General features: G+C 71.5%; 17 protein-coding genes. 15 read left to right on the forward strand and 2 right to left on the reverse strand.

Annotated features, from left to right (window positions below):
* Nucleotides 1-295 (forward strand): transposase (locus B9O00_RS33940; RefSeq protein ID WP_235017193.1); only part of this gene is annotated, 295 nt, incomplete at its 5' end.
* Nucleotides 296-516: 221 nt separating this feature from the next.
* Entirely contained in the window at nucleotides 517-1,140 is a 624-nt protein-coding gene (locus tag B9O00_RS26720) for a ferritin-like domain-containing protein (protein ID WP_085125782.1), read from the forward strand.
* 65 nt (nucleotides 1,141-1,205) lie between these two features.
* On the opposite strand, the gene B9O00_RS26725 is transcribed toward B9O00_RS26720, so the two are convergent.
* Nucleotides 1,206-1,718 carry a hypothetical protein gene (locus B9O00_RS26725; RefSeq protein WP_085125783.1) on the reverse strand — a complete coding sequence of 171 codons (513 nt, stop codon included), beginning with the start codon at nucleotides 1,716-1,718 and terminating at the stop codon, nucleotides 1,206-1,208.
* Between the two features lie 186 nt (nucleotides 1,719-1,904).
* Between B9O00_RS26725 and mutS the strand changes: the two genes are divergently transcribed.
* The gene (gene mutS, locus B9O00_RS26730; RefSeq protein WP_085125784.1) at nucleotides 1,905-4,535 is read left to right on the forward strand and encodes a DNA mismatch repair protein MutS; all 2,631 of its coding nucleotides are present in this window, start codon (nucleotides 1,905-1,907) and stop codon (nucleotides 4,533-4,535) included.
* Here the strand turns inward: mutS and B9O00_RS26735 are convergent.
* Nucleotides 4,532-5,128: a hypothetical protein gene (locus tag B9O00_RS26735; protein ID WP_085125785.1), complete on the reverse strand. Its 597-nt coding sequence runs from the start codon at nucleotides 5,126-5,128 to the stop codon at nucleotides 4,532-4,534. The genes mutS and B9O00_RS26735 overlap by 4 nt on opposite strands.
* Nucleotides 5,129-5,254: 126 nt before the next feature.
* On the opposite strand from B9O00_RS26735, the gene B9O00_RS26740 reads away from it, so the two are divergent.
* The 12 genes from B9O00_RS26740 (at nucleotide 5,255) to rimI (ending at nucleotide 17,931) form a co-directional block, all read left to right on the forward strand.
* Nucleotides 5,255-8,176, forward strand: coding sequence for a [protein-PII] uridylyltransferase (locus B9O00_RS26740; RefSeq protein ID WP_085125786.1), 2,922 nt, complete (start codon nucleotides 5,255-5,257; stop codon nucleotides 8,174-8,176).
* Between the two features lie 60 nt (nucleotides 8,177-8,236).
* A complete protein-coding gene (locus B9O00_RS32725; RefSeq protein WP_143596356.1) occupies nucleotides 8,237-8,905 on the forward strand; it encodes a DUF8453 domain-containing protein in 669 nt (222 codons plus the stop codon).
* A 57-nt stretch (nucleotides 8,906-8,962) separates the two neighbouring features.
* Complete coding sequence (gene murJ, locus B9O00_RS26745) at nucleotides 8,963-10,510, forward strand: murein biosynthesis integral membrane protein MurJ (protein ID WP_085125787.1); 1,548 nt, start codon at nucleotides 8,963-8,965, stop codon at nucleotides 10,508-10,510.
* 153 nt (nucleotides 10,511-10,663) lie between these two features.
* Entirely contained in the window at nucleotides 10,664-11,692 is a 1,029-nt protein-coding gene (trpS, locus tag B9O00_RS26750) for a tryptophan--tRNA ligase (protein WP_085125788.1), read from the forward strand.
* A gap of 159 nt (nucleotides 11,693-11,851) precedes the next feature.
* The gene (locus B9O00_RS26755; protein ID WP_085125789.1) at nucleotides 11,852-12,760 is read left to right on the forward strand and encodes a sulfite exporter TauE/SafE family protein; all 909 of its coding nucleotides are present in this window, start codon (nucleotides 11,852-11,854) and stop codon (nucleotides 12,758-12,760) included.
* A 17-nt stretch (nucleotides 12,761-12,777) separates the two neighbouring features.
* Nucleotides 12,778-13,581: a TIGR02186 family protein gene (locus tag B9O00_RS26760; protein ID WP_085125790.1), complete on the forward strand. Its 804-nt coding sequence runs from the start codon at nucleotides 12,778-12,780 to the stop codon at nucleotides 13,579-13,581.
* A gap of 24 nt (nucleotides 13,582-13,605) precedes the next feature.
* Nucleotides 13,606-14,160 (forward strand): universal stress protein, encoded by a 555-nt coding sequence (locus tag B9O00_RS26765; protein ID WP_085125791.1) that lies wholly within the window; start codon nucleotides 13,606-13,608, stop codon nucleotides 14,158-14,160.
* A gap of 136 nt (nucleotides 14,161-14,296) precedes the next feature.
* The gene (locus B9O00_RS26770; RefSeq protein ID WP_085125792.1) at nucleotides 14,297-14,845 is read left to right on the forward strand and encodes a NifU family protein; all 549 of its coding nucleotides are present in this window, start codon (nucleotides 14,297-14,299) and stop codon (nucleotides 14,843-14,845) included.
* Between the two features lie 106 nt (nucleotides 14,846-14,951).
* Nucleotides 14,952-15,938 (forward strand): glucosaminidase domain-containing protein, encoded by a 987-nt coding sequence (locus B9O00_RS26775; protein ID WP_085125793.1) that lies wholly within the window; start codon nucleotides 14,952-14,954, stop codon nucleotides 15,936-15,938.
* A 162-nt stretch (nucleotides 15,939-16,100) separates the two neighbouring features.
* Nucleotides 16,101-16,697, forward strand: coding sequence for a malonic semialdehyde reductase (locus B9O00_RS26780; RefSeq protein WP_085125794.1), 597 nt, complete (start codon nucleotides 16,101-16,103; stop codon nucleotides 16,695-16,697).
* 38 nt (nucleotides 16,698-16,735) lie between these two features.
* Entirely contained in the window at nucleotides 16,736-17,461 is a 726-nt protein-coding gene (gene tsaB / locus B9O00_RS26785) for a tRNA (adenosine(37)-N6)-threonylcarbamoyltransferase complex dimerization subunit type 1 TsaB (protein WP_085125795.1), read from the forward strand.
* Nucleotides 17,458-17,931 carry a ribosomal protein S18-alanine N-acetyltransferase gene (rimI, locus tag B9O00_RS26790; protein ID WP_200808676.1) on the forward strand — a complete coding sequence of 158 codons (474 nt, stop codon included), beginning with the start codon at nucleotides 17,458-17,460 and terminating at the stop codon, nucleotides 17,929-17,931. The genes tsaB and rimI overlap by 4 nt, the downstream gene beginning before the upstream one ends.
* The last annotated feature ends 31 nt before the right edge of the window (nucleotides 17,932-17,962 follow it).

The following is a 17,962-nucleotide window of genomic DNA, read 5'->3' on the forward strand; positions in this document are numbered from 1 at the left end:
CCAGGGCTACCTGATGCCCGGCCGCGCCCGCCACGGCCGCGCCGGCGACACCGGCGCCAGACGCATCGCCCCGGGCAGCCGCATGGCCGCCATGGACGCCAAGCTCAGACGCGCCGGCCCGCGCAGCCGCTACCGCCTCAGGAAGCAGGTCGTCGAGCCGGTGTTCGGGCAGATCAAGGCGGCCAGGGGCTTCCGCCAGTTCCTGTTGCGCGGATACGCCAAGGTCCGTCACGAGTGGGCCCTCGTCTGCACCGTCCACAACCTCGCAAAGCTCCTCATCGCACGCACCGCCTGACCACCAGACATGCACCGCTCGACAAGCCACCACCCCCAGCCACCCAGCCGCCCAAACCGCCGCGCCTTTAGCCGGACAGGCTCCTAGGTGCCGCCGGCCGCCCTCCGAGAAAATCGGCCGGCGCCTGCATCCGTTCGCCGGTGCCCCCGCGTAGCTCCTGCCGACGCCGGTTCCCGAGAGGGCCGGCGCCCGCTTCAAGGAACCACGCGAAGGAGACCTTCATGTCCATGATCAAGCCCGCGACCCGTCCGCTGCTCGACGCCGGCCGCCGCAGCTTCATGAGCGGCAGCGGCAAGGCCGTGCTGTCGGCAACCGCGGTGGCGCTGCTGGTCGGCTGCGAATCGATGGCCGCCGACAAGAGCAAGATGGCCCAGGCAGGCATGGCGAGCGACCCCGAGGCCGACGCCGCGATCCTCAACGTCGCGCTCGGCCTGGAGCACCAGGCGATCGCCGCCTACCAGGTCGGCGCCGAGAGCGGCCTGCTCAAGGGCAAGGTGCTGGACACCGCCGTGCTGTTCCAGAGCCAGCACAAGGAGCACCGCGACGCGCTGGCCTCGACGGTCGCCAAGCTCGGCGCCCAGCCGGTCCAGCCGCTGCCCATGAGCGACTATGCCCAGTCGCTCGACGCCGGCGCGATCAGGACCCGGGCCGACGTGCTGGCGCTGGCGATGCGGCTCGAGAAGGAGGCGGCCAACGCCTACCTCGGCGTCATCCCGAGCTTCACCGACGACCAGCTCGCCCAGGTCGCCGGCCGCATCGCCGCCGACGAGACGATGCACTGGACGACGCTGACCGTGGTGACCGGCGAGATGCTGCCGCAGCACGCGCTCAGCTTCGGCGGCTGACCGGCGGTCAGTTCCGCGACGCGGCGGCGGGCGGCCCGGCCGTCCGCCGCCGTCCGCCGCTGGGCTCAGGCCCCGGCGGTGCCGCCGGACTTGTGCCGGCGCCGGACGACCTCGATGTCCTTGCCGCCGTGGGCCGCCATGGCGGCGCGGGCCTCGGCCTGGCGCTCGGCCGTCGGGGCATAGGCCCAGAGCAGCACGGCGCCGTGCTCGAGGGCGCGGTCGAAGGCGTCGACGTGCGGCCCCGCCTCGGACTGGTCGAACAGCTCGCGCAGGGCCAGGCCGGACATGCCCGCGGCGATCACGCTGGCGACCAGCGCGCCGACCGGTCCGGCGGCCAGGGCGATCAGGCCGGCGTCGGTCACCGGGCCGACGTAGCGCACCTCGCCGACCAGCCCGGCGATGCGGTCCCGCCAGGCCTCGGAATGGCCGCCAGCGGCATCGATCGTCTCGTGCGTGTCGAGCACCGAGAGGTCGGCATGGCCGAAGCCTGCGGCGCTGAGCGCCTTGACCGCGGCCTCGAAGCCCTCGCGCGTCTCGAAGCGCCCGAGCACCTCGACGATCTCTTCGCTTTCCGCCATCTTCGCCTTCCTCGTCGTTGGGGGGCTCGTGTTAGCCTCGCCCGGCCGTCCCTTCAAGCCCGCGTGAAGCAGCACCTCTTGGCCGAAAGCAGTCAGACCCGGAGCGCCGCCGCAACGGCGGCCGACTCCCCGCCGTCCCCCGCCCCATCCGGCGCCCCGGCCGGCGCCCCGGCCGGCGCCTCGCCGATGATGGCCCAGTACTGGGCGATCAAGCAGGCCAATCCCGACTGCCTGCTGTTCTACCGCATGGGCGACTTCTACGAGATGTTCTTCGAGGACGCCGGCGTCGCGGCGGCCGCGCTGGACATCACGCTGACCAAGCGCGGCCAGCACCAGGGCGAGGAGGTGCCGATGTGCGGCGTGCCGGTGCACGCCGCCGAGGCCTACCTGTCGCGGCTGATCCGCCAGGGCTTCAAGGTCGCGATCTGCGAGCAGCTCGAGGACCCGGCCGAGGCCAAGAAGCGCGGCAGCAAGTCGGTGGTCAGGCGCGACGTCGTGCGGCTGGTGACGCCCGGCACGATCACCGAGGACGAGCTGCTCGACGCCCGCCGGCACAACTACCTGGCGGCCCTCGGCGAGGCCGCCGGCAGCCTCGGCCTCGCCTGGGTCGACATCTCGACCGGCGACTTCTTCGCCGAGGAGACGACGGCGGCCGGCCTGCCCGCGGCGCTCGCCCGCCTCGACCCCGGCGAGCTGCTGCTGCCGGACCGCCTGCTGCAGCCCGGCCGCCTGGACCAGGCGCTCGCCGAGTGGCGCGAGCGCCTCTCGCCGCTGCCCGGCGCCCGCTTCGACAGCGAGAACGCGCGGCGCCGCCTGGAGAGCCTGTTCGAGGTCGGTGCGCTCGACGCCTTCGGCCAGTTCGGCCGCGCCGAGCTGGCCGCGGCCGGCGCCCTGGTCGACTACGTCGAGCTGACCCAGAAGGGCAAGCTGCCGCGCCTCGCGCCGCCGCGCCGCCTGGCGCGCGGCGAGACCCTGGAGATCGACGGCGCGACCCGGCGCAACCTGGAGCTGACCCGCAGCCTCTCGGGCGAGCGCAAGGGCAGCCTGCTGGCGACCATCGACCGCACGGTGACCGGCGCCGGCGCACGCCTGCTGGCCCAGCGCCTCTCGGCGCCGCTGACCGATCCGGCGGCGATCGAGGGCCGGCTCGAGGCGGTCGGCTTCCTGCGCGAGGAGGCGGCGCTGCGCGGCGACCTGCGCGACGCCCTCAGGCGCTGCCCGGACATCGAGCGCGCGCTCTCGCGCCTCTCGCTCGGCCGCGGCGGCCCGCGCGACCTGGCGGCGGTGCGCGACGGCCTGGCCGGCGCCGCGACGCTGCAGCGGAGCCTGGCGGCGCTGCCCTCCGGGGCCGTGCCGCAGCGTCTCGCCGCGTCGGCGGCACGGCTCGGCGGCCACGACGCGCTGGTCGAGCGGCTCGGCCGGGCGCTCGCCGCCGAGCTGCCGCTGCAGGCACGCGACGGCGGCTTCGTCGCCAGGGGCTTCTCCGCCGAGCTCGACGAGCTGAAGGCCCTGCGCGACGAGAGCCGGCGCCTGATCGCCGGGCTGCAGGCGGACTACGCCGCCGACACCGGCATCCAGAGCCTGAAGATCAAGCACAACAACGTGCTCGGCTACTTCATCGAGGTCAGCGCCGCCAACGCCGGCAGGATGCCGACCGGCGCCGACTCGCCCTACCGGCAGCGCCAGTCCCTGGCCGGCGCGGTGCGCTTCTCGACCGTCGAGCTGGCCGAGCTGGAGCAGCGCATCGTCTCGGCCGGCGACAAGGCCCTGGCGCTCGAGCTCAGGCTGTTCGAGGAGCTGGCGGCGGCGGTGCTGGAGCGGGCCGCGGCGGTCGCCGACACGGCGGCGGCCCTGGCCGAGATCGACGTCGCGGCGGCGCTCGCCGAGATCGCCGCCGAGCAGGACTGGTGCCGGCCGGCGGTCGAGGACTCGGCGCGCTTCGAGGTCACGGGCGGCCGCCACCCGGTCGTCGAGGCAGCGCTGAAGCGCGGCGGCGACGGTCCCTTCGTCGCCAACGACTGCCGGCTCCTGCCCGACGACCGGATCTGGCTGCTGACCGGCCCGAACATGGCCGGCAAGTCGACCTTCCTGCGCCAGAACGCGCTGATCGCCCTGCTCGCCCAGGCCGGCAGCTTCGTGCCGGCCGAGCGCGCCGTGATCGGCACGGTCGACCGGCTGTTCAGCCGGGTCGGCGCCGCCGACGACCTGGCGCGCGGCCGCTCGACCTTCATGGTCGAGATGGTCGAGGCGGCGGCGATCCTGAACCAGGCCGGCCCGCGCAGCCTGGTCATCCTCGACGAGATCGGCCGCGGCACGGCGACCTTCGACGGCCTGTCGATCGCCTGGGCCTGCGTCGAGCACCTGCACGAGAAGAACCGCTGCCGGGCGCTCTTCGCCACGCACTACCATGAGCTGACCAGCCTCGCCGCCAAGCTGCCGGCCCTGTCCTGCCACTCGATGCGGGTCAAGGAGTGGCAGGACCAGGTGATCTTCCTGCACGAGGTCGCAGCCGGCGCCGCCGACCGCTCCTACGGCATCCACGTCGCCAAGCTGGCCGGCCTGCCGGCCGCCGCCGTGGCGCGCGCCGAGGAGGTGCTGGCGGTGCTGGAGCAGGGCGAGCAGGCGAGCGCCCTGACCCGCCTCGCCGACGACCTGCCGCTCTTCGCCGCGACCGCCGCCAGGGCCGAGAAGCCGGGGCCGAAAGGCCCGAGCACGCTGGACCGGCGCCTCGCCGAGATCAACCCCGACGAGCTGACCCCGCGCCAGGCCCTGGAGCTGCTCTACGAGCTGCGGCGCCTCGCTCCGGACGCAGGCTAGTCGCCGATCTCCAGGCTGCGGCCGGTCTCGTCCTGCAGGGTGGCCTGGACCGTCCAGCGGCCCGGCGCGGCGGCATAGGCGGCCGGGTCGGGCAGCGGCAGGAAGGCCCAGGCGAGCGCCGACTCGCGCTCCGGCTCGCCCTTCGGCCGGGTCGAGAAGACGTCCATCGAGAGGGTCACGCCCATCCGCTCGTTGTTGCCGCCCTCGAGCTGCACACGCGGCCGGGTCGTGCCGGTGCCGCTGGTCCGGCTGCCGGTGCGGATCTGGTCGGGACCGGCGACGACGCGACTGCCGTCGGGGCCTTCCAGGGCAATCAGCGCGACGCGCTCGCCGGGGCGCAGGTCGTCGACCGTGACGCGCAGGCTGCGGCCCCCTTCGGCCAGCTCGCGCGAGATCGTCGCGCGGGTCTGCAGCTGGGGTGGCGCCTCGGCTTCCGAGGGCGCGCCCTCGGGCCCGACCCGGGCGCCGGAAGCCGCGCTCGCCGGCCGGGGCGGCGCGGACGGCCCGCCGCAGGCGGCCAGCGCCAGAGCGAGCAGGAGGACCGCCGGCAGGGCGGCGAGCGGGAAGCGGACGGCGGGGGAGTGCGACAGCATCACGGCATGTTAACCTCTATGGGAGCACTCGTCCCAGGGCGCGTGCTCGCCCGCGCGGGCTTGTTCCGGCGCGGGACCGGCCAACATCCTGCAGCAACGACCTGTCGTGAGGAATTGAAGCGGATCATGGACGCGGCAGTCTTGCCGGAGGGTGGCGGCGCCGAGAGGCGCCGGGCGACCAAGGCCCAGGGCGGCGCGGGCGCGCCGGTGTCCCGGCGCCGGCGGGCGATCGTCGACCGCTCGAAGCTGCAGGAGCGGATCACCGCGATCTGCCTGCGCGCCTCCGGCCCGGAGCGCGCGCGCGCCGAGATCCTGGAGCTGCTGAAGGACGCCCTGCAGCGCGGCCGCGGCCTGCTGCGCCAGCGCCTGGAGGCCGGCGAGGCCGGCGGCATCGAGACGGCGCGCGGCCTCTGCTTCCTGACCGACCAGGTCGTGCGCCTGGTCTACGACCACGTCGCCAAGGACCTCTATCCGCTGCACAACCCCTCGACCGCCGAGCGCCTGGCCCTGGTTGCGGTCGGCGGCTTCGGTCGCGGCGAGCTGGCGCCGGGCTCCGACGTCGACCTGCTGTTCCTGCTGCCCTACAAGATCACGCCGCGCAGCGAGCAGGTCGTCGAGGCCGTGCTCTACTTCCTCTGGGACCTCGGCTTCAAGGTCGGCCACGCGACGCGCTCGGTCGACGACTGCCTGCGCCAGGCGCGCGGCGACCAGACCATCTCGACCAACCTGCTGGAGATGCGCTTCCTCTGGGGCGACCAGAAGCTCTACCTGGAGCTCAAGAAGCGCTATGACGGCGAGGTGCGCAGTGGCTTCGAGGCGGCCTTCATCGAGGCCAAGCTGACCGAGCGCGACCGCCGCCACAAGCGCTTCGGCGAGGGCTCGCGCTACGTCCTGGAGCCGAACATCAAGGAGGGCAAGGGCGGCCTGCGCGACCTGCAAACCCTCTTCTGGCTGGCCAAGTTCGTCTACGGCGTCGATTCGGTGCAGCGGCTCATCGACAGGGGCGTCTTCACCCGCGCCGAGGCGCGCCGCTTCGACAAGGCGCTCGACTTCTTCTGGGCGCTGCGCTGCCTGCTGCACTGGACGACCGGCCGCGCCGAGGAGCGCCTGACCTTCGACCTGCAGGCGCAGCTGGCGCCGGCCATGGGCTACACGGCCCATGCCGGCACCCGGGCCGTCGAGCGCTTCATGAAGCACTACTTCCTGATGGCCAAGGACGTCGGGGCGCTGACCCGGATCTTCTGCGCCCAGCTCGAGGCCCAGTACAACCGCCGCTCCCGCTTCCGCCTGCCGTCCTTCACCCGGCGCCGGCGCATCGAGGGCTTCAAGGTCGAGGGCGACCGGCTCTGCGTCGAGGGTCCCGAGCGCTTCCGCGACAAGCCGCTCGACATCCTGCGCATCTTCCGGGTCGCCCAGAAGCACGAGCTCGACATCCACCCCGACGCGCTGCGCTGGATCACCCAGAACCTGAAGCGCATCGACCTCAAGCTGCGCGAGGACCCGGAGGCCAACCGGATCTTCCTGGAGATCCTGACCAGCGAGCAGGATCCCGAGGTGGCGCTGCGCCGGATGAACGAGGCCGGCGTGTTCGGCCGCTTCGTGCCCGACTTCGGCCGGGTGGTCAGCCAGATGCAGTTCAACATGTACCACCACTACACGGTGGACGAGCACACGATCTTCGCGATCGGCATCCTGCACGCGATCGAGCGGGGCCGGCTCGCCAAGGAGGCGCCGATTGCCAGCGAGATCGTCAGCAAGGTGATCTCGCGCCGGGTGCTCTACGTCGCGGTGCTGCTGCACGACATCGCCAAGGGCCGGCCCGGCGACCACAGCGAGGTCGGCGCCAAGATCGCCCTGCGGCTCTGTCCACGGCTCGGCTTCACCGAGGAGGAGACCGAGACCGTCGCCTGGCTGGTGCTCTACCACCTCAGGATGAGCGACACGGCCTTCAAGCGCGACATCGACGAGCCGCAGACGATCCGCGACTTCGCCGAACTGGTGCAGTCGACCGAGCGGCTACGCCTGCTGCTGGTGCTGACCGTCGCCGACATCCGCGCCGTCGGCCCCAACGTCTGGACCGCCTGGAAGGCGGCGCTGCTGCGCGAGCTCTACTGGCGCACCGAGGAGCTGCTGTCGGGCGGCATGATCACCGAGGGTCGGGAGCGCCGGGTCGAGGCGGCCAAGAAGGCGCTGGCCGCGGCGCTCGCCGACTGGCCGGCCGCGGCGGTCAAGAGGCACCTCGACAAGGGCTACCCCTCCTACTGGCTGTCGCTCGACACCGAGACCCACGCCCGCCACGCCCGGATGATCCGCGACGCCGACGCCGGCGGGCGGCCGCTGACCGTCGAGACGCGCATCGACCGCTACCGCGAGGTCACCGAGGTCACGATCTACACCGCTGACCATCCCGGCCTGATGAACCGCATCGCCGGCGCGCTGGCGATCTGCGGCGCCTCGGTCGAGGGCGCGCGCATCTTCACCCTGGCCGACGGCATGGCGCTCGACATCTTCTACATCGTCGACGCCAACGGCGGCGCCTTCGACAAGCCGAACAAGCTGGCGCAGCTCGCCGCGACCGTCGAGCAGACCCTCGCCGGGCGCCTGCGGCCGCTGCAGGAGCTGAAGAAGCTGGCCTCGCCCCTGCCCTCGCGGCTCGAGGTCTTCACGGTGACGCCGCGCGTGCTGATCGACAACAAGGCGAGCCGGCGGCACACGGTGGTCGAGGTCAACGGCCGCGACCGGCCCGGCCTGCTCTACCGCCTGACCTGGGCGCTGACCCGCCAGAACCTGATCATCGACAGCGCCAAGATCGCGACCTTCGGCGAGCGCGCGATCGACGTCTTCTACGTCCACGACGCACTGGGCGGGAAGATCGAGGCCGAGGCCAAGCTGAAGCGGATCCGGGCGGCCCTGCTCGAGGCGCTCGACGCCGGCCTGTGCCAGGCCGAGGGCGCGCCGCCCCGGCCCGCCGCCACGAAGCCCGCGGCGGCGAAGCCGGCGAAGGCCGCGGCCAAGGGCGGCAAGGCGGCGAAGGCGGCCCAGCAGTAGCTACACAGCTAAATTTCTAAGTTGCACTGCCGACTCCGCAGACTTGCGGTAAAGTGCCTCATGTTTGATTTTTCAATAAACGTCGCTGACGTGCTAACAGCGGTACTTGTTGTACTAACCGCTGTATTAGCGTGGCATACGAAAGAATTAGCCGAAGAAGCTCGCAAAACACGGGAAGCAAATTCCGAACCGAATGTCTGGATTGAGATTTGTGCGTGGAAAAGGTCAAATACTCTAAAATTCAAAATAGTAAACTTGGGGCCAGGAGTGGCAAAGAATATTAAAGTATCATTTGACGGAAAGATAATAGCGCGCGAACCCCGTCTTCGGGAATTCGACGATTCTATGTCATTCTTCTCGCAGAATCTCCTCATGCCCGGGGAGGAAAGAACCATGCTTCTTGGACGCTTTGGTCACATCGAGCCAGAACCACTAGTCTTCTCCGTTAAGAGTGAGGACAATCTTGCGAGAACCCATCAGAATCATGTATGTATCGATCTCGAACAAATGAAGACCACGCAGATAAGCCCTGACGACACATGGACCTATATTGCTGAGTTAATGAAGGAACAAAATCAGATATTAAAAGATCTCTTGCGCGGCAACTCTCGAGTACGTGTGGAAATGTATGATCGACACGATAGGGCGGTAGCCGAAATTGAGATGGAAGAGGTATGGCGAGAACAGATGAGTAGGAGGCACCAAGACGGCAACGACGAGAACGCCTAACGGCAAGTCAACCGTGTGCTTCCCGGAATCGCCGCAAACGGCTAGACACTGCGGCCCATGAACCTGATCCGCGGCTTCGCGACGGTCGGCGGCTACACGGCCGCCAGTCGCCTGTTGGGGTTCCTGCGCGACATCCTGATCGCCCAGGCACTCGGCACCGGGCCGGTCGCCGACGCCTTCTTCGTCGCCTTCCGCTTCCCCAACCTGTTCCGGCGCCTCTTCGGCGAGGGCGCCTTCAACGCCGCCTTCGTGCCGCTGTTCGCCGGCCGGCTGGAGCGCGAGGGCCAGGCCGCGGCTCGGGCCTTCGCCGAGGAGGCGATGGCGGCGATGACCGCCGGCCTGCTGCTGCTGACCGTCCTGGCGATGGCCGCGATGCCCTGGCTGATGGTCGTGATCGCGCCGGGCTTCGCCGACGACCCCGCGCAGTTCGACCTGGCCGTGCAGCTGACCCGCATCGCCTTTCCCTACCTGCTGTTCATGGTGCTGGTGGCGCTGCTCGGCGGCGTCCTGAACTCTCTCTACAAGTTCGCCGCCGCGGCCGCGGCACCGATCCTGCTCAACGTCTTCTTCATCGTCAGCCTGCTCCTGGTCCTGCCCTTCTGGACCTCCAACACCGGCGCGCTGCTGGCCTGGACGGTGACCGCCGCCGGCATCGGCCAGTTCCTCTTCATGGCCTGGGCCGCCGCGGCCAACGGCATGGCCCTGCGCTTCCCGCGACCGCGCCTGACCCCGGGGGTGCGCCGCCTGTTCCGGCTGATGGTGCCGGGCCTGCTGTCGGCCGGCGCGATGCAGCTCAACCTGCTGGTCGGCACGATGATCGCGACGCTGCAGGCCGGCGCGGTCTCCTGGCTCTACTACGCCGACCGCCTGTACCAGCTGCCGCTCGGCCTGATCGGCATCGGCATCGGCGTGGTGCTGCTGCCCGACCTGTCGCGCAAGCTGCGCGGCGGCCAGGAGGTCGCGGCGATGTACGCGCTCAACCGGGCGCTCGAGCTCGGGCTGTTCCTGACCCTGCCGGCGACGGTCGCGCTGATCGTGGCGCCGGAGCCGATCGTCTCGGTGCTGTTCGAGCGCGGCGCCTTCACCGCCGCCGACAGCCAGGCGACCGCCCTGGCGCTCGCCGCCTACGCCTTCGGCCTGCCGTCCTTCGTGCTGGTCAAGATCCTGCAGCCGCCCTTCTACGCCCGCGAGGACACGGTGACGCCGCTGCGCTTCGCGCTGATCAGCGTCGCCGCCAACGTCGTGCTGGCACTCGGCCTGTTCTGGGCCATCGGCTTCCTCGGTCTCGCGATCGCCGCCTCGGCCGCCTCCTGGCTCAACACCCTGCTGCTGGCCTGGCGGCTGCACCGCCTCGGCTTCCTGACGCTCGACGCGCGCAGCCGCCTGCGCCTGCCGCGCAGCCTGCTGACCAGCGCCCTGCTGGGCGCCGCGCTGTGGGCCGGCGCCCGGGCCCTGGCCGGCTGGCTCGACGGCGCGGCGGGCGAGCGCTTCGCGGCGCTGGCGCTGCTCGTCGCCGGAGGCCTCGTCGTCTACTTCGGCCTCGCCTTCCCCCTCAAGGCGATCGATCGCGCGGAGCTGACGAGCGCCCTGAAGCGCAAGGGCTGACCCCGAGGGTCGGCGGATCCCGGCGCGAGGGCCGATTCCGGATAGTCGTGGGACCCCCGGCCGGGCCAGCTTGACCGCTCCCGGCCCAGCGGCGATAACCGCCGCCGATCCGACCCGTCTCGGACCACCCCCTCACTCTCGAAAGCCGTTCCCGTGAAGCGCATCTTTTCGGGCGTCCAGCCCACCGGCAACCTGCACCTCGGCAACTACCTCGGCGCGATCCGCAACTTCGTGCGGCTGCAGCACCAGTACGACTGCATCTTCTGCGTTGTCGACCTGCACGCGCTGACCCTGTGGCAGGAGCCCGAGGAGCTGCGCAGCCACACCCGCGAGGTCACGGCCGCCTACCTCGCCGCCGGCATCGACCCGCAGAAGAACGTCGTGTTCAACCAGAGCCAGGTGCGCGCCCACGCGGAGCTGGCCTGGATCTTCAACTGCGTGGCGCGGATCGGCTGGCTGAACCGCATGACGCAGTTCAAGGAGAAGGCCGGCAAGCACCGCGAGAACGCCAGCGCCGGGCTCTACGTCTATCCGAACCTGATGGCCGCCGACATCCTGGCCTACAAGGCGACCCACGTGCCGGTCGGCGACGACCAGCGCCAGCACCTGGAGCTGTGCCGGGACATCGCCCAGAAGTTCAACCACGACTACAAGACCGAGTTCTTCCCGATCATCGAGCCCCTGATCCTGGGCGCCGCGACCCGGGTCATGTCGCTGCGCGACGGCAGCAAGAAGATGAGCAAGTCCGACCCCTCGGACATGAGCCGCATCAACATGACCGACGGCCCGGACGAGATCGCCAAGAAGCTCAGGAAGGCGACGACCGACCCCGACCTGCTGCCGGGCCCCGGCCTGCTGGCGGCCGACGGCTCGCTGCCCGACGAGACCCGCAAGACCCGGCCGGAGGCCTTCAACCTGCTCGGCATCTACGCCGCGCTGGCCGACGAGGACTGGGCGGCCGTGCTGACCGAGTTCGAGGGCAAGGGCTTCGGCGACTTCAAGAAGGCGCTGGTCGACCTCGCGGTCGCCAAGGTCGGGCCGATCGGCGACGAGATGAAGCGCCTGACCGCCGACCCCGGCGCGGTCGACGCGGTGCTGCGCGACGGCGCCGAGCGCGCCCGCGCCCTGTCCGAGCCGATCCTGCGGGAGTGCCAGGACATCGTCGGCCTGCTGCGGCCCTAGGCTCCAGATTCTACGGGGCCGGGCGAGAATTACCGCCCCGGCCCCCTACCGCTCGTCGCTGCAGCGCACTAAGCTGCTGACCGGAAAGAGGGGGCGCCGCGATTCGCGGAGGCTCTCCTGCCGTCGTTCGCCGGTTCCGGGAGGCGCGTCGAGTCGGACATGCAGGTCTATCTGCCGATCGCCGAGCTGTCCGTCGACGTCTTCCTGCTGCTCGGCCTGGGCGGCCTGATCGGCTTCCTCTCCGGCCTGTTCGGCGTCGGCGGCGGCTTCCTGATGACGCCGCTGCTGATCTTCATCGGCGTGCCGCCGGCGATCGCCGTGGCGACCCAGTCGACCCACGTCGTCGCCTCCTCGGTCTCGGGCGTGCTGGCGCACTGGAAGCGCGGCAACGTCGACGTCAAGATGGGCGCGATCCTGCTCGGCGGCGGCTTCGTCGGCTCGACGCTCGGTGTCGGCCTGTTCACGGTGCTGCGCTCGATCGGCCAGATCGACCTGGTCATCTCGCTCAGCTACGTCGTGCTGCTCGGCACGCTCGGCGTCATGCTGATGCTGGAGGGCGCGCGCGCCATGATGCGGCGGCGCAGCCAGTCCAGGCCGGGCAAGCTGCACAGCCACAACTGGGCGCACGGCCTGCCGCTCAAGACCCGCTTCCGCAAGTCGCGGCTCTACATCTCGGCCCTGGTGCCGCTGGCGATCGGCTTCGGCGTCGGCATGATCTCCTCGCTGATGGGCGTCGGCGGCGGCTTCATCCTGGTGCCGCTGATGATCTACGTGCTCGGCATGCCGACCTCGGTGGTGATCGGCACCTCGCTGTTCCAGATCATCTTCGTCTCGGCCAACGTCTCCTTCCTGCAGGCCAGCCAGAACCAGGCGGTCGACCTGGTGCTGGCGCTGCTGCTGGTCGCGGGCGGGGTGATCGGCGCCCAGTTCGGCGGCCGGCTCGGCGCCAAGCTGCCCGGCGAGATGCTGCGCCTGCTGCTCGGCCTGCTGATCCTCTGCGTCGGTGCCAAGCTGCTGATCGACCTGCTGGTGCCGCCCGAGGACATCTACTCGCTCGGGCTGTCGTGAGGCGCGGGCGAGGGACCATGAGCCAGCCTTCCGCCAGCCTCCGACCCACGGCGCCGCGCCCCCGCCCGACGCGGCCGCGCCGGCTCGCCCGGGTGCTGCTCGGCGCCGCGGTGGTGGCCCTGATCGCCCTGCCGGCGCGCTCCGTCAGCCTGGTCGCCGACCTCTCGAGCTACCTGGTCGCGATCACCACCGGCTTCTCGGGCGAGGACGTGCTGTTCTTCGGCGCGGTCGACGGGCCGGGCGACATCGTCGTCGTGCTGCGCGGCCCCGACGGCGAGCAGCAGGTGCTGCGCAAGAGCCGGGTCGCCGGGATCTGGATGAACACGGCGCGCATGACCTTCGAGCAGGTGCCCAGCTTCTACGCCGTCGCCGCGACCCGGCCGATCGCGGAGATCGCCGACCAGACGGTGCTGCGCAGCCTGGAGATCGGCCTGCCCAACCTGAAGCTCGCGCTACCGGCGGCGCTCGCCTCCTCGAACATCGCCGAGCAGTGGCGCGCCGCGCTGATCCGCAACAAGCAGGACGAGGGGCTGTTCGCCCACGAGCTCGCCAAGGTCACGCTGCGCGACGACCGCCTGTTCCGGACCTCCTTCTACCTGCCGCCGAACGTGCCGGTCGGCTACTACCAGGCCCAGGTCTACCTGTTCCGCGGCGGCCAGGCGGTCAGCGCCCAGACCATCCCGCTGTCGGTCAGCAAGGTCGGCCTGGAAGCCGACGTCTACCTTTTCGCCCACACCCGGCCGTCGATCTACGGTTTGGTTGCCGTTGCCTTCGCGCTTTTGGCAGGATGGGTCGCCCATGCCGCCTTCCGGCGGAACTGACGCGCAACGGAGCGCCGCGAGCGCATGAACGATCCAGACCAGCCCGCCAGCGAGCTGCCGCCCAGCGACCGGCAGGCGGACGCCGTCGGCGCGGAAGCGGCGGCTGCGAGCGCGCCGAGCCAGCGGATCTTCCTGGTGATCGTCGACGAGAGCCCCGAGATGGGCGTCGCGCTGCGCTTCGCCTGCCGGCGTGCGCGCCACTCCGGCGGCCGCGTCGCGCTGCTCTACGTCATCGAGCCCTCGGAGTTCCAGAACTGGCTCGGCGTCGGCAAGCTGATCAGCGACGAGGCGCGCCAGGCGGCCGAGCAGGTGCTGCAGCGCCAGGCGGCCAGGGCCTCGGAGCTGACCGGCAGCGTGCCGATCCTCTACCTGCGCGAGGGCGGCAAGCGCGACGAGCTGCTCGGGCTGATCGAGGAGGAGCCGTCGATCTCGGTGCTGGTGCTCGGCGCCAACGTCGGCCAGGGCGGGCCTGGACCGCTGGTCTCGGCGCTGACCGGCAAGTTCGTCGGGCGCCTGCGGGTGCCGGTGACGATCGTGCCGGGCAGCCTGTCCGACGAGGACGTCGACGCCCTGAGCTGAGCGCCGGCGCGGCCGGAGCCGCTGCGGTCAAAGGTCCCGTGACGGCCGGCCCGACGGCTTCGCGCTTGAAGCTTGCCGGCCGTTGGGCCAAATAGCGGGCAGCCGTTGCCCCCTTGGGCGGGGCGGAGGAGGAAGCATGTTCATTCAGACCGAAGAGACCCCGAACCCGGCGACCCTGAAGTTCCTGCCGGGCCGCAGCGTCATGGCGAGCGGCACCGCCAGCTTCGCCGACGCCGAGGAGGCGCGGCGCTCGCCGCTCGCCGAGCGGCTCTTCGAGATCGACGGCGTGACCGGGGTCTTCCTGGGCAGCGACTTCATCTCGGTCAGCAAGGACGCCGGCCGCGAGTGGTTCCTGCTGAAGCCCGCCGTGCTCGGCGCGATCATGGAGCATTTCGTCGCCGGCCAGCCGGTGATTCTGGAGGGCGACGAGGCCGTCGCCGAAGCCGGAGAGGACAGCGAGATCGTGCAGCAGATCAAGGAGCTGCTCGATACCCGGGTGCGCCCGGCGGTCGCCCAGGACGGCGGCGACATCCTGTTCCACGGCTTCGACAAGGGCGTCGTCTACCTGCACATGCAGGGGGCCTGCTCGGGCTGCCCCTCCTCGACCGCGACCCTCAAGATGGGCATCGAGAACATGCTCCGGCATTACGTGCCGGAGGTCGTCGAGGTGCGCGCCGTCAACTGACGACGGCCGCCTCGCGACACATTCCCGCCGCAATCCGGTCTCGGGGAAGACCGGAACAGGGACCATTCGCGGCGTTCCAGAAGGGCTGACGAGGGATTGAAGAGGTATGGGGAAGACGCGCCTGGCGTCGGGCCTTGGGCTCGGCGCGCTCGTCGCGATCGTTTGGTTGTTCGCCGGCCAGGCCAGCGCCAGTGACCATCGGGAAGCGGACCGGCATCGGGGACTCGAGGAGGCCGGCGAACAGCTCGGCATCCAGTGGTTCAGCCCCTACGCGCACGGCACCGAGGATCGGCCGGTCAGGATCGACCCGTCGGATGCCGCCGGACTGAACGCGCTGTTCCGGCGCCAGGGCTTCCTGATGTCCGGCGTGCGCGACGGCGCGCTCGCCGTGCCGCGGCTCTACGTGACGCGCCTGCCCGGCGACCTGCGCAAGCTGCGCCAGGTCGAGCAGCGCAAGCAGCTGTTCCTGCGCGCCGTGCTGCCGCTGATCCTGATGAACAACGAGCGGCTGCGCGCCGAGCGCGGGCGGCTGCTGTCGATCAAGGAGCGCCGCCAGTCCGGCCGCGCGATCAGCGCCGGCGACCAGAACTGGCTGGCCGGGATGGCCGACGACTACGACACGGCGCCGGACGACCTCGACGCCCTGCTGCTCAAGGTCGACCTGGTGCCGGTCAGCCTGGCCCTGGCCCAGGCGATCCTGGAGAGCGGCTGGGGCACCTCGCGCTTCGCGGTCAAGGGCAACGCCCTGTTCGGCGAGACCGCGCCGGTCGGCAACGGTCCGCACATGGTCAAGCGCGACGGCACCAACGTCCGCTTTCGCGCCTTCCCCGACCTCATGGAGTCGGTGCGCTCCTACATGCACAACCTCAACACCCATCCGGCCTATCGCGCGTTCCGCAAGCGCCGCGCCGCCGAGCGTGCCGAGGGCCTGGTGCCCAGCGCCAAGCGGCTGCTGCCGACCCTCGACAGCTATGCCGAGCTGCCGGGCTACCTGAGGCGGATCCGCGGGCTGATCCACAGCAACCGGCTCGATCAGCTGGAGGGCGCGCACCTCGACCGCAACTGGTTCGCCAGCCGCCCGCTGAACTTCTGACCGGGGCCCCGGCCGGAGGGAGGGCGACGCGGGGCAAGCCGGCGCGGCGCGAGCTGCGGCGGGACGAACCTTGCCCGCCCGCCGCGTCTCGGCCACCTTGGCGGAAAGCTCCCGCGGCCGCGGCCGCGGGCCGTCCCGCATCGAGATGGAGGCGCAAGCCCCTTGGACACGACCCTCGACGACGCCGGCCTGGACCTGCTGTTCCACAAGGCCCGGACCCACAATGCCTGGCAGGACCGCCCGGTCGAACCGGCGCTGCTGCACCGGCTGCACGCCCTCTGGAAGATGCCGCCGACCTCGGCCAACTGCTCGCCCCAGCGCGTGCTCTTCCTGATCAGCCGCGACGCCAAGGAACGGCTGCGGCCGCATCTGATCCCGGGCAACGTCGACAAGACCATGAGAGCCCCGGTGACCGCGCTCCTGGCCTACGACCTGGAGTACCACGAGCAGCTGCCCAAGCTGTTCCCGCACACCGACGCCAAGGCCTGGTTCGACGGCGACGACAAGCAGGAGCTGCGCCGCGCCACGGCCTTCCGCAACGGCAGCCTGCAGGGCGCCTACCTGATCCTGGCGGCCCGCGCCCTGGGCCTCGACTGCGGGCCGATGTCAGGCTTCGACAACGCCGGGGTCGACGCGGCGTTCCTGGCCGGCACGAGCTGGCGCTCGAACTTCCTGTGCAATCTCGGCTACGGCGACCCGGACGGGCTGTTCCCGCGTTCGCCGCGCTTCGACTTCGACGAGGTCTGTCGCATCCTGTGAGGCGCATCCTGTGAGGCGCATCCCGTGAGGCGAATCCCGTGAGCGACCCCGGCTCCGCGCCCCGAGACAGCGCCGCGGCGATCCTGCTCGCCTTCGACTGCTCCGGGCCGTCCTGTTCGGCGGCGGTCGCCCGCGGCGGCCGCGTCCTGGCCGCCGCCTTCGAGACGCGGCCGCGCGGCCAGGGCGAACGCCTGCTGCCGATGGTCGGCGAGGTGCTGGCGGAGGCCGGCTGCGGCTACGCGGACCTGGCCGGGATCGCGGTGACGCTGGGGCCGGGCAGCTTCACCGGCCTGCGCATCGGGCTCGCGACCGCCCGGGCCCTGGCCCTGGCCACGGGCCTGCCGCTCGTCGGCCGGACCAGCTTCGCGGTGCTCGCGGCCGCCGCGGCGCCGGCGCGGGTGCCCGGCGAGCGCCTGCTGGTCGCGATCGATTCCCAGCGCGGCGACCTCTTCCTGCAGGGCTTCGACGCGCAGGCGAGCGCGACGGAGGCGCCCTGGGCCTGCGCCGCGCGGGAGGCCGCGGCCCGGCTCGAGGGACCGCTGCTGCTCGCCGGCAGCGGCGCCGGCCGGCTGGCCGAGGCCCTCGCCGCGCAGGGCCGGAGCTGCCGGATCGCCGAGGCGGCGCAGCTGCCCGACGCCGCCGTGCTGGCGCGCCTCGCCAGCCTGGCACCGTTGCCGCCGGCCGGCGGCCCTCCGCCGGCCGCGCTCTATCTGAGACCGCCGGACACCACGCAGCCGGCCCCGCCGGGGCGCGGCGCGCGGTGAGTGCGCCGGGAAACGTCCCGGCGGTCCGCCGCCTCGCGGCGACCGACCTGGAGGCGCTGGCGGCGCTGCATCGCCGCAGCTTTCCGCATGATCCCTGGAACCGGCGCGCGCTCGCCGAGATCCTGGCCATGCCGGGCGCCGGCGGCTGGCTGGCGCTCGACGTGGCCGGCCGGCCGCTCGGCTTCCTCCTGGTGCGCCGCGCCGCCGACGAGGCCGAGGTGCTGAGCCTCGGCGTCGATCCCGAGCGGCGCCGCGAAGGCATCGGCGGCCGGCTGCTCGACGCCGGGCTGGAGTCGCTGGCCGCCGAGGGGACGGCCAGGCTGTTCCTCGAGGTCGCCGTCGACAACCCCGAGGCGCAGGCACTCTACCGGGCGCGCGGCTTCGTCGAAGTCGGGCGCCGGCCGGCCTACCTGAGCGGCCCCGACGGCCCGCGCGACGCCCTCGTCATGGTGCGCCGACTCGGCGATTGACGGGGGCCGTCGGCGGTCTGCACCGACGGAG

This window comes from Tistlia consotensis USBA 355 (genome assembly GCF_900177295.1).
GTDB lineage: Bacteria > Pseudomonadota > Alphaproteobacteria > Kiloniellales > DSM-21159 > Tistlia > Tistlia consotensis.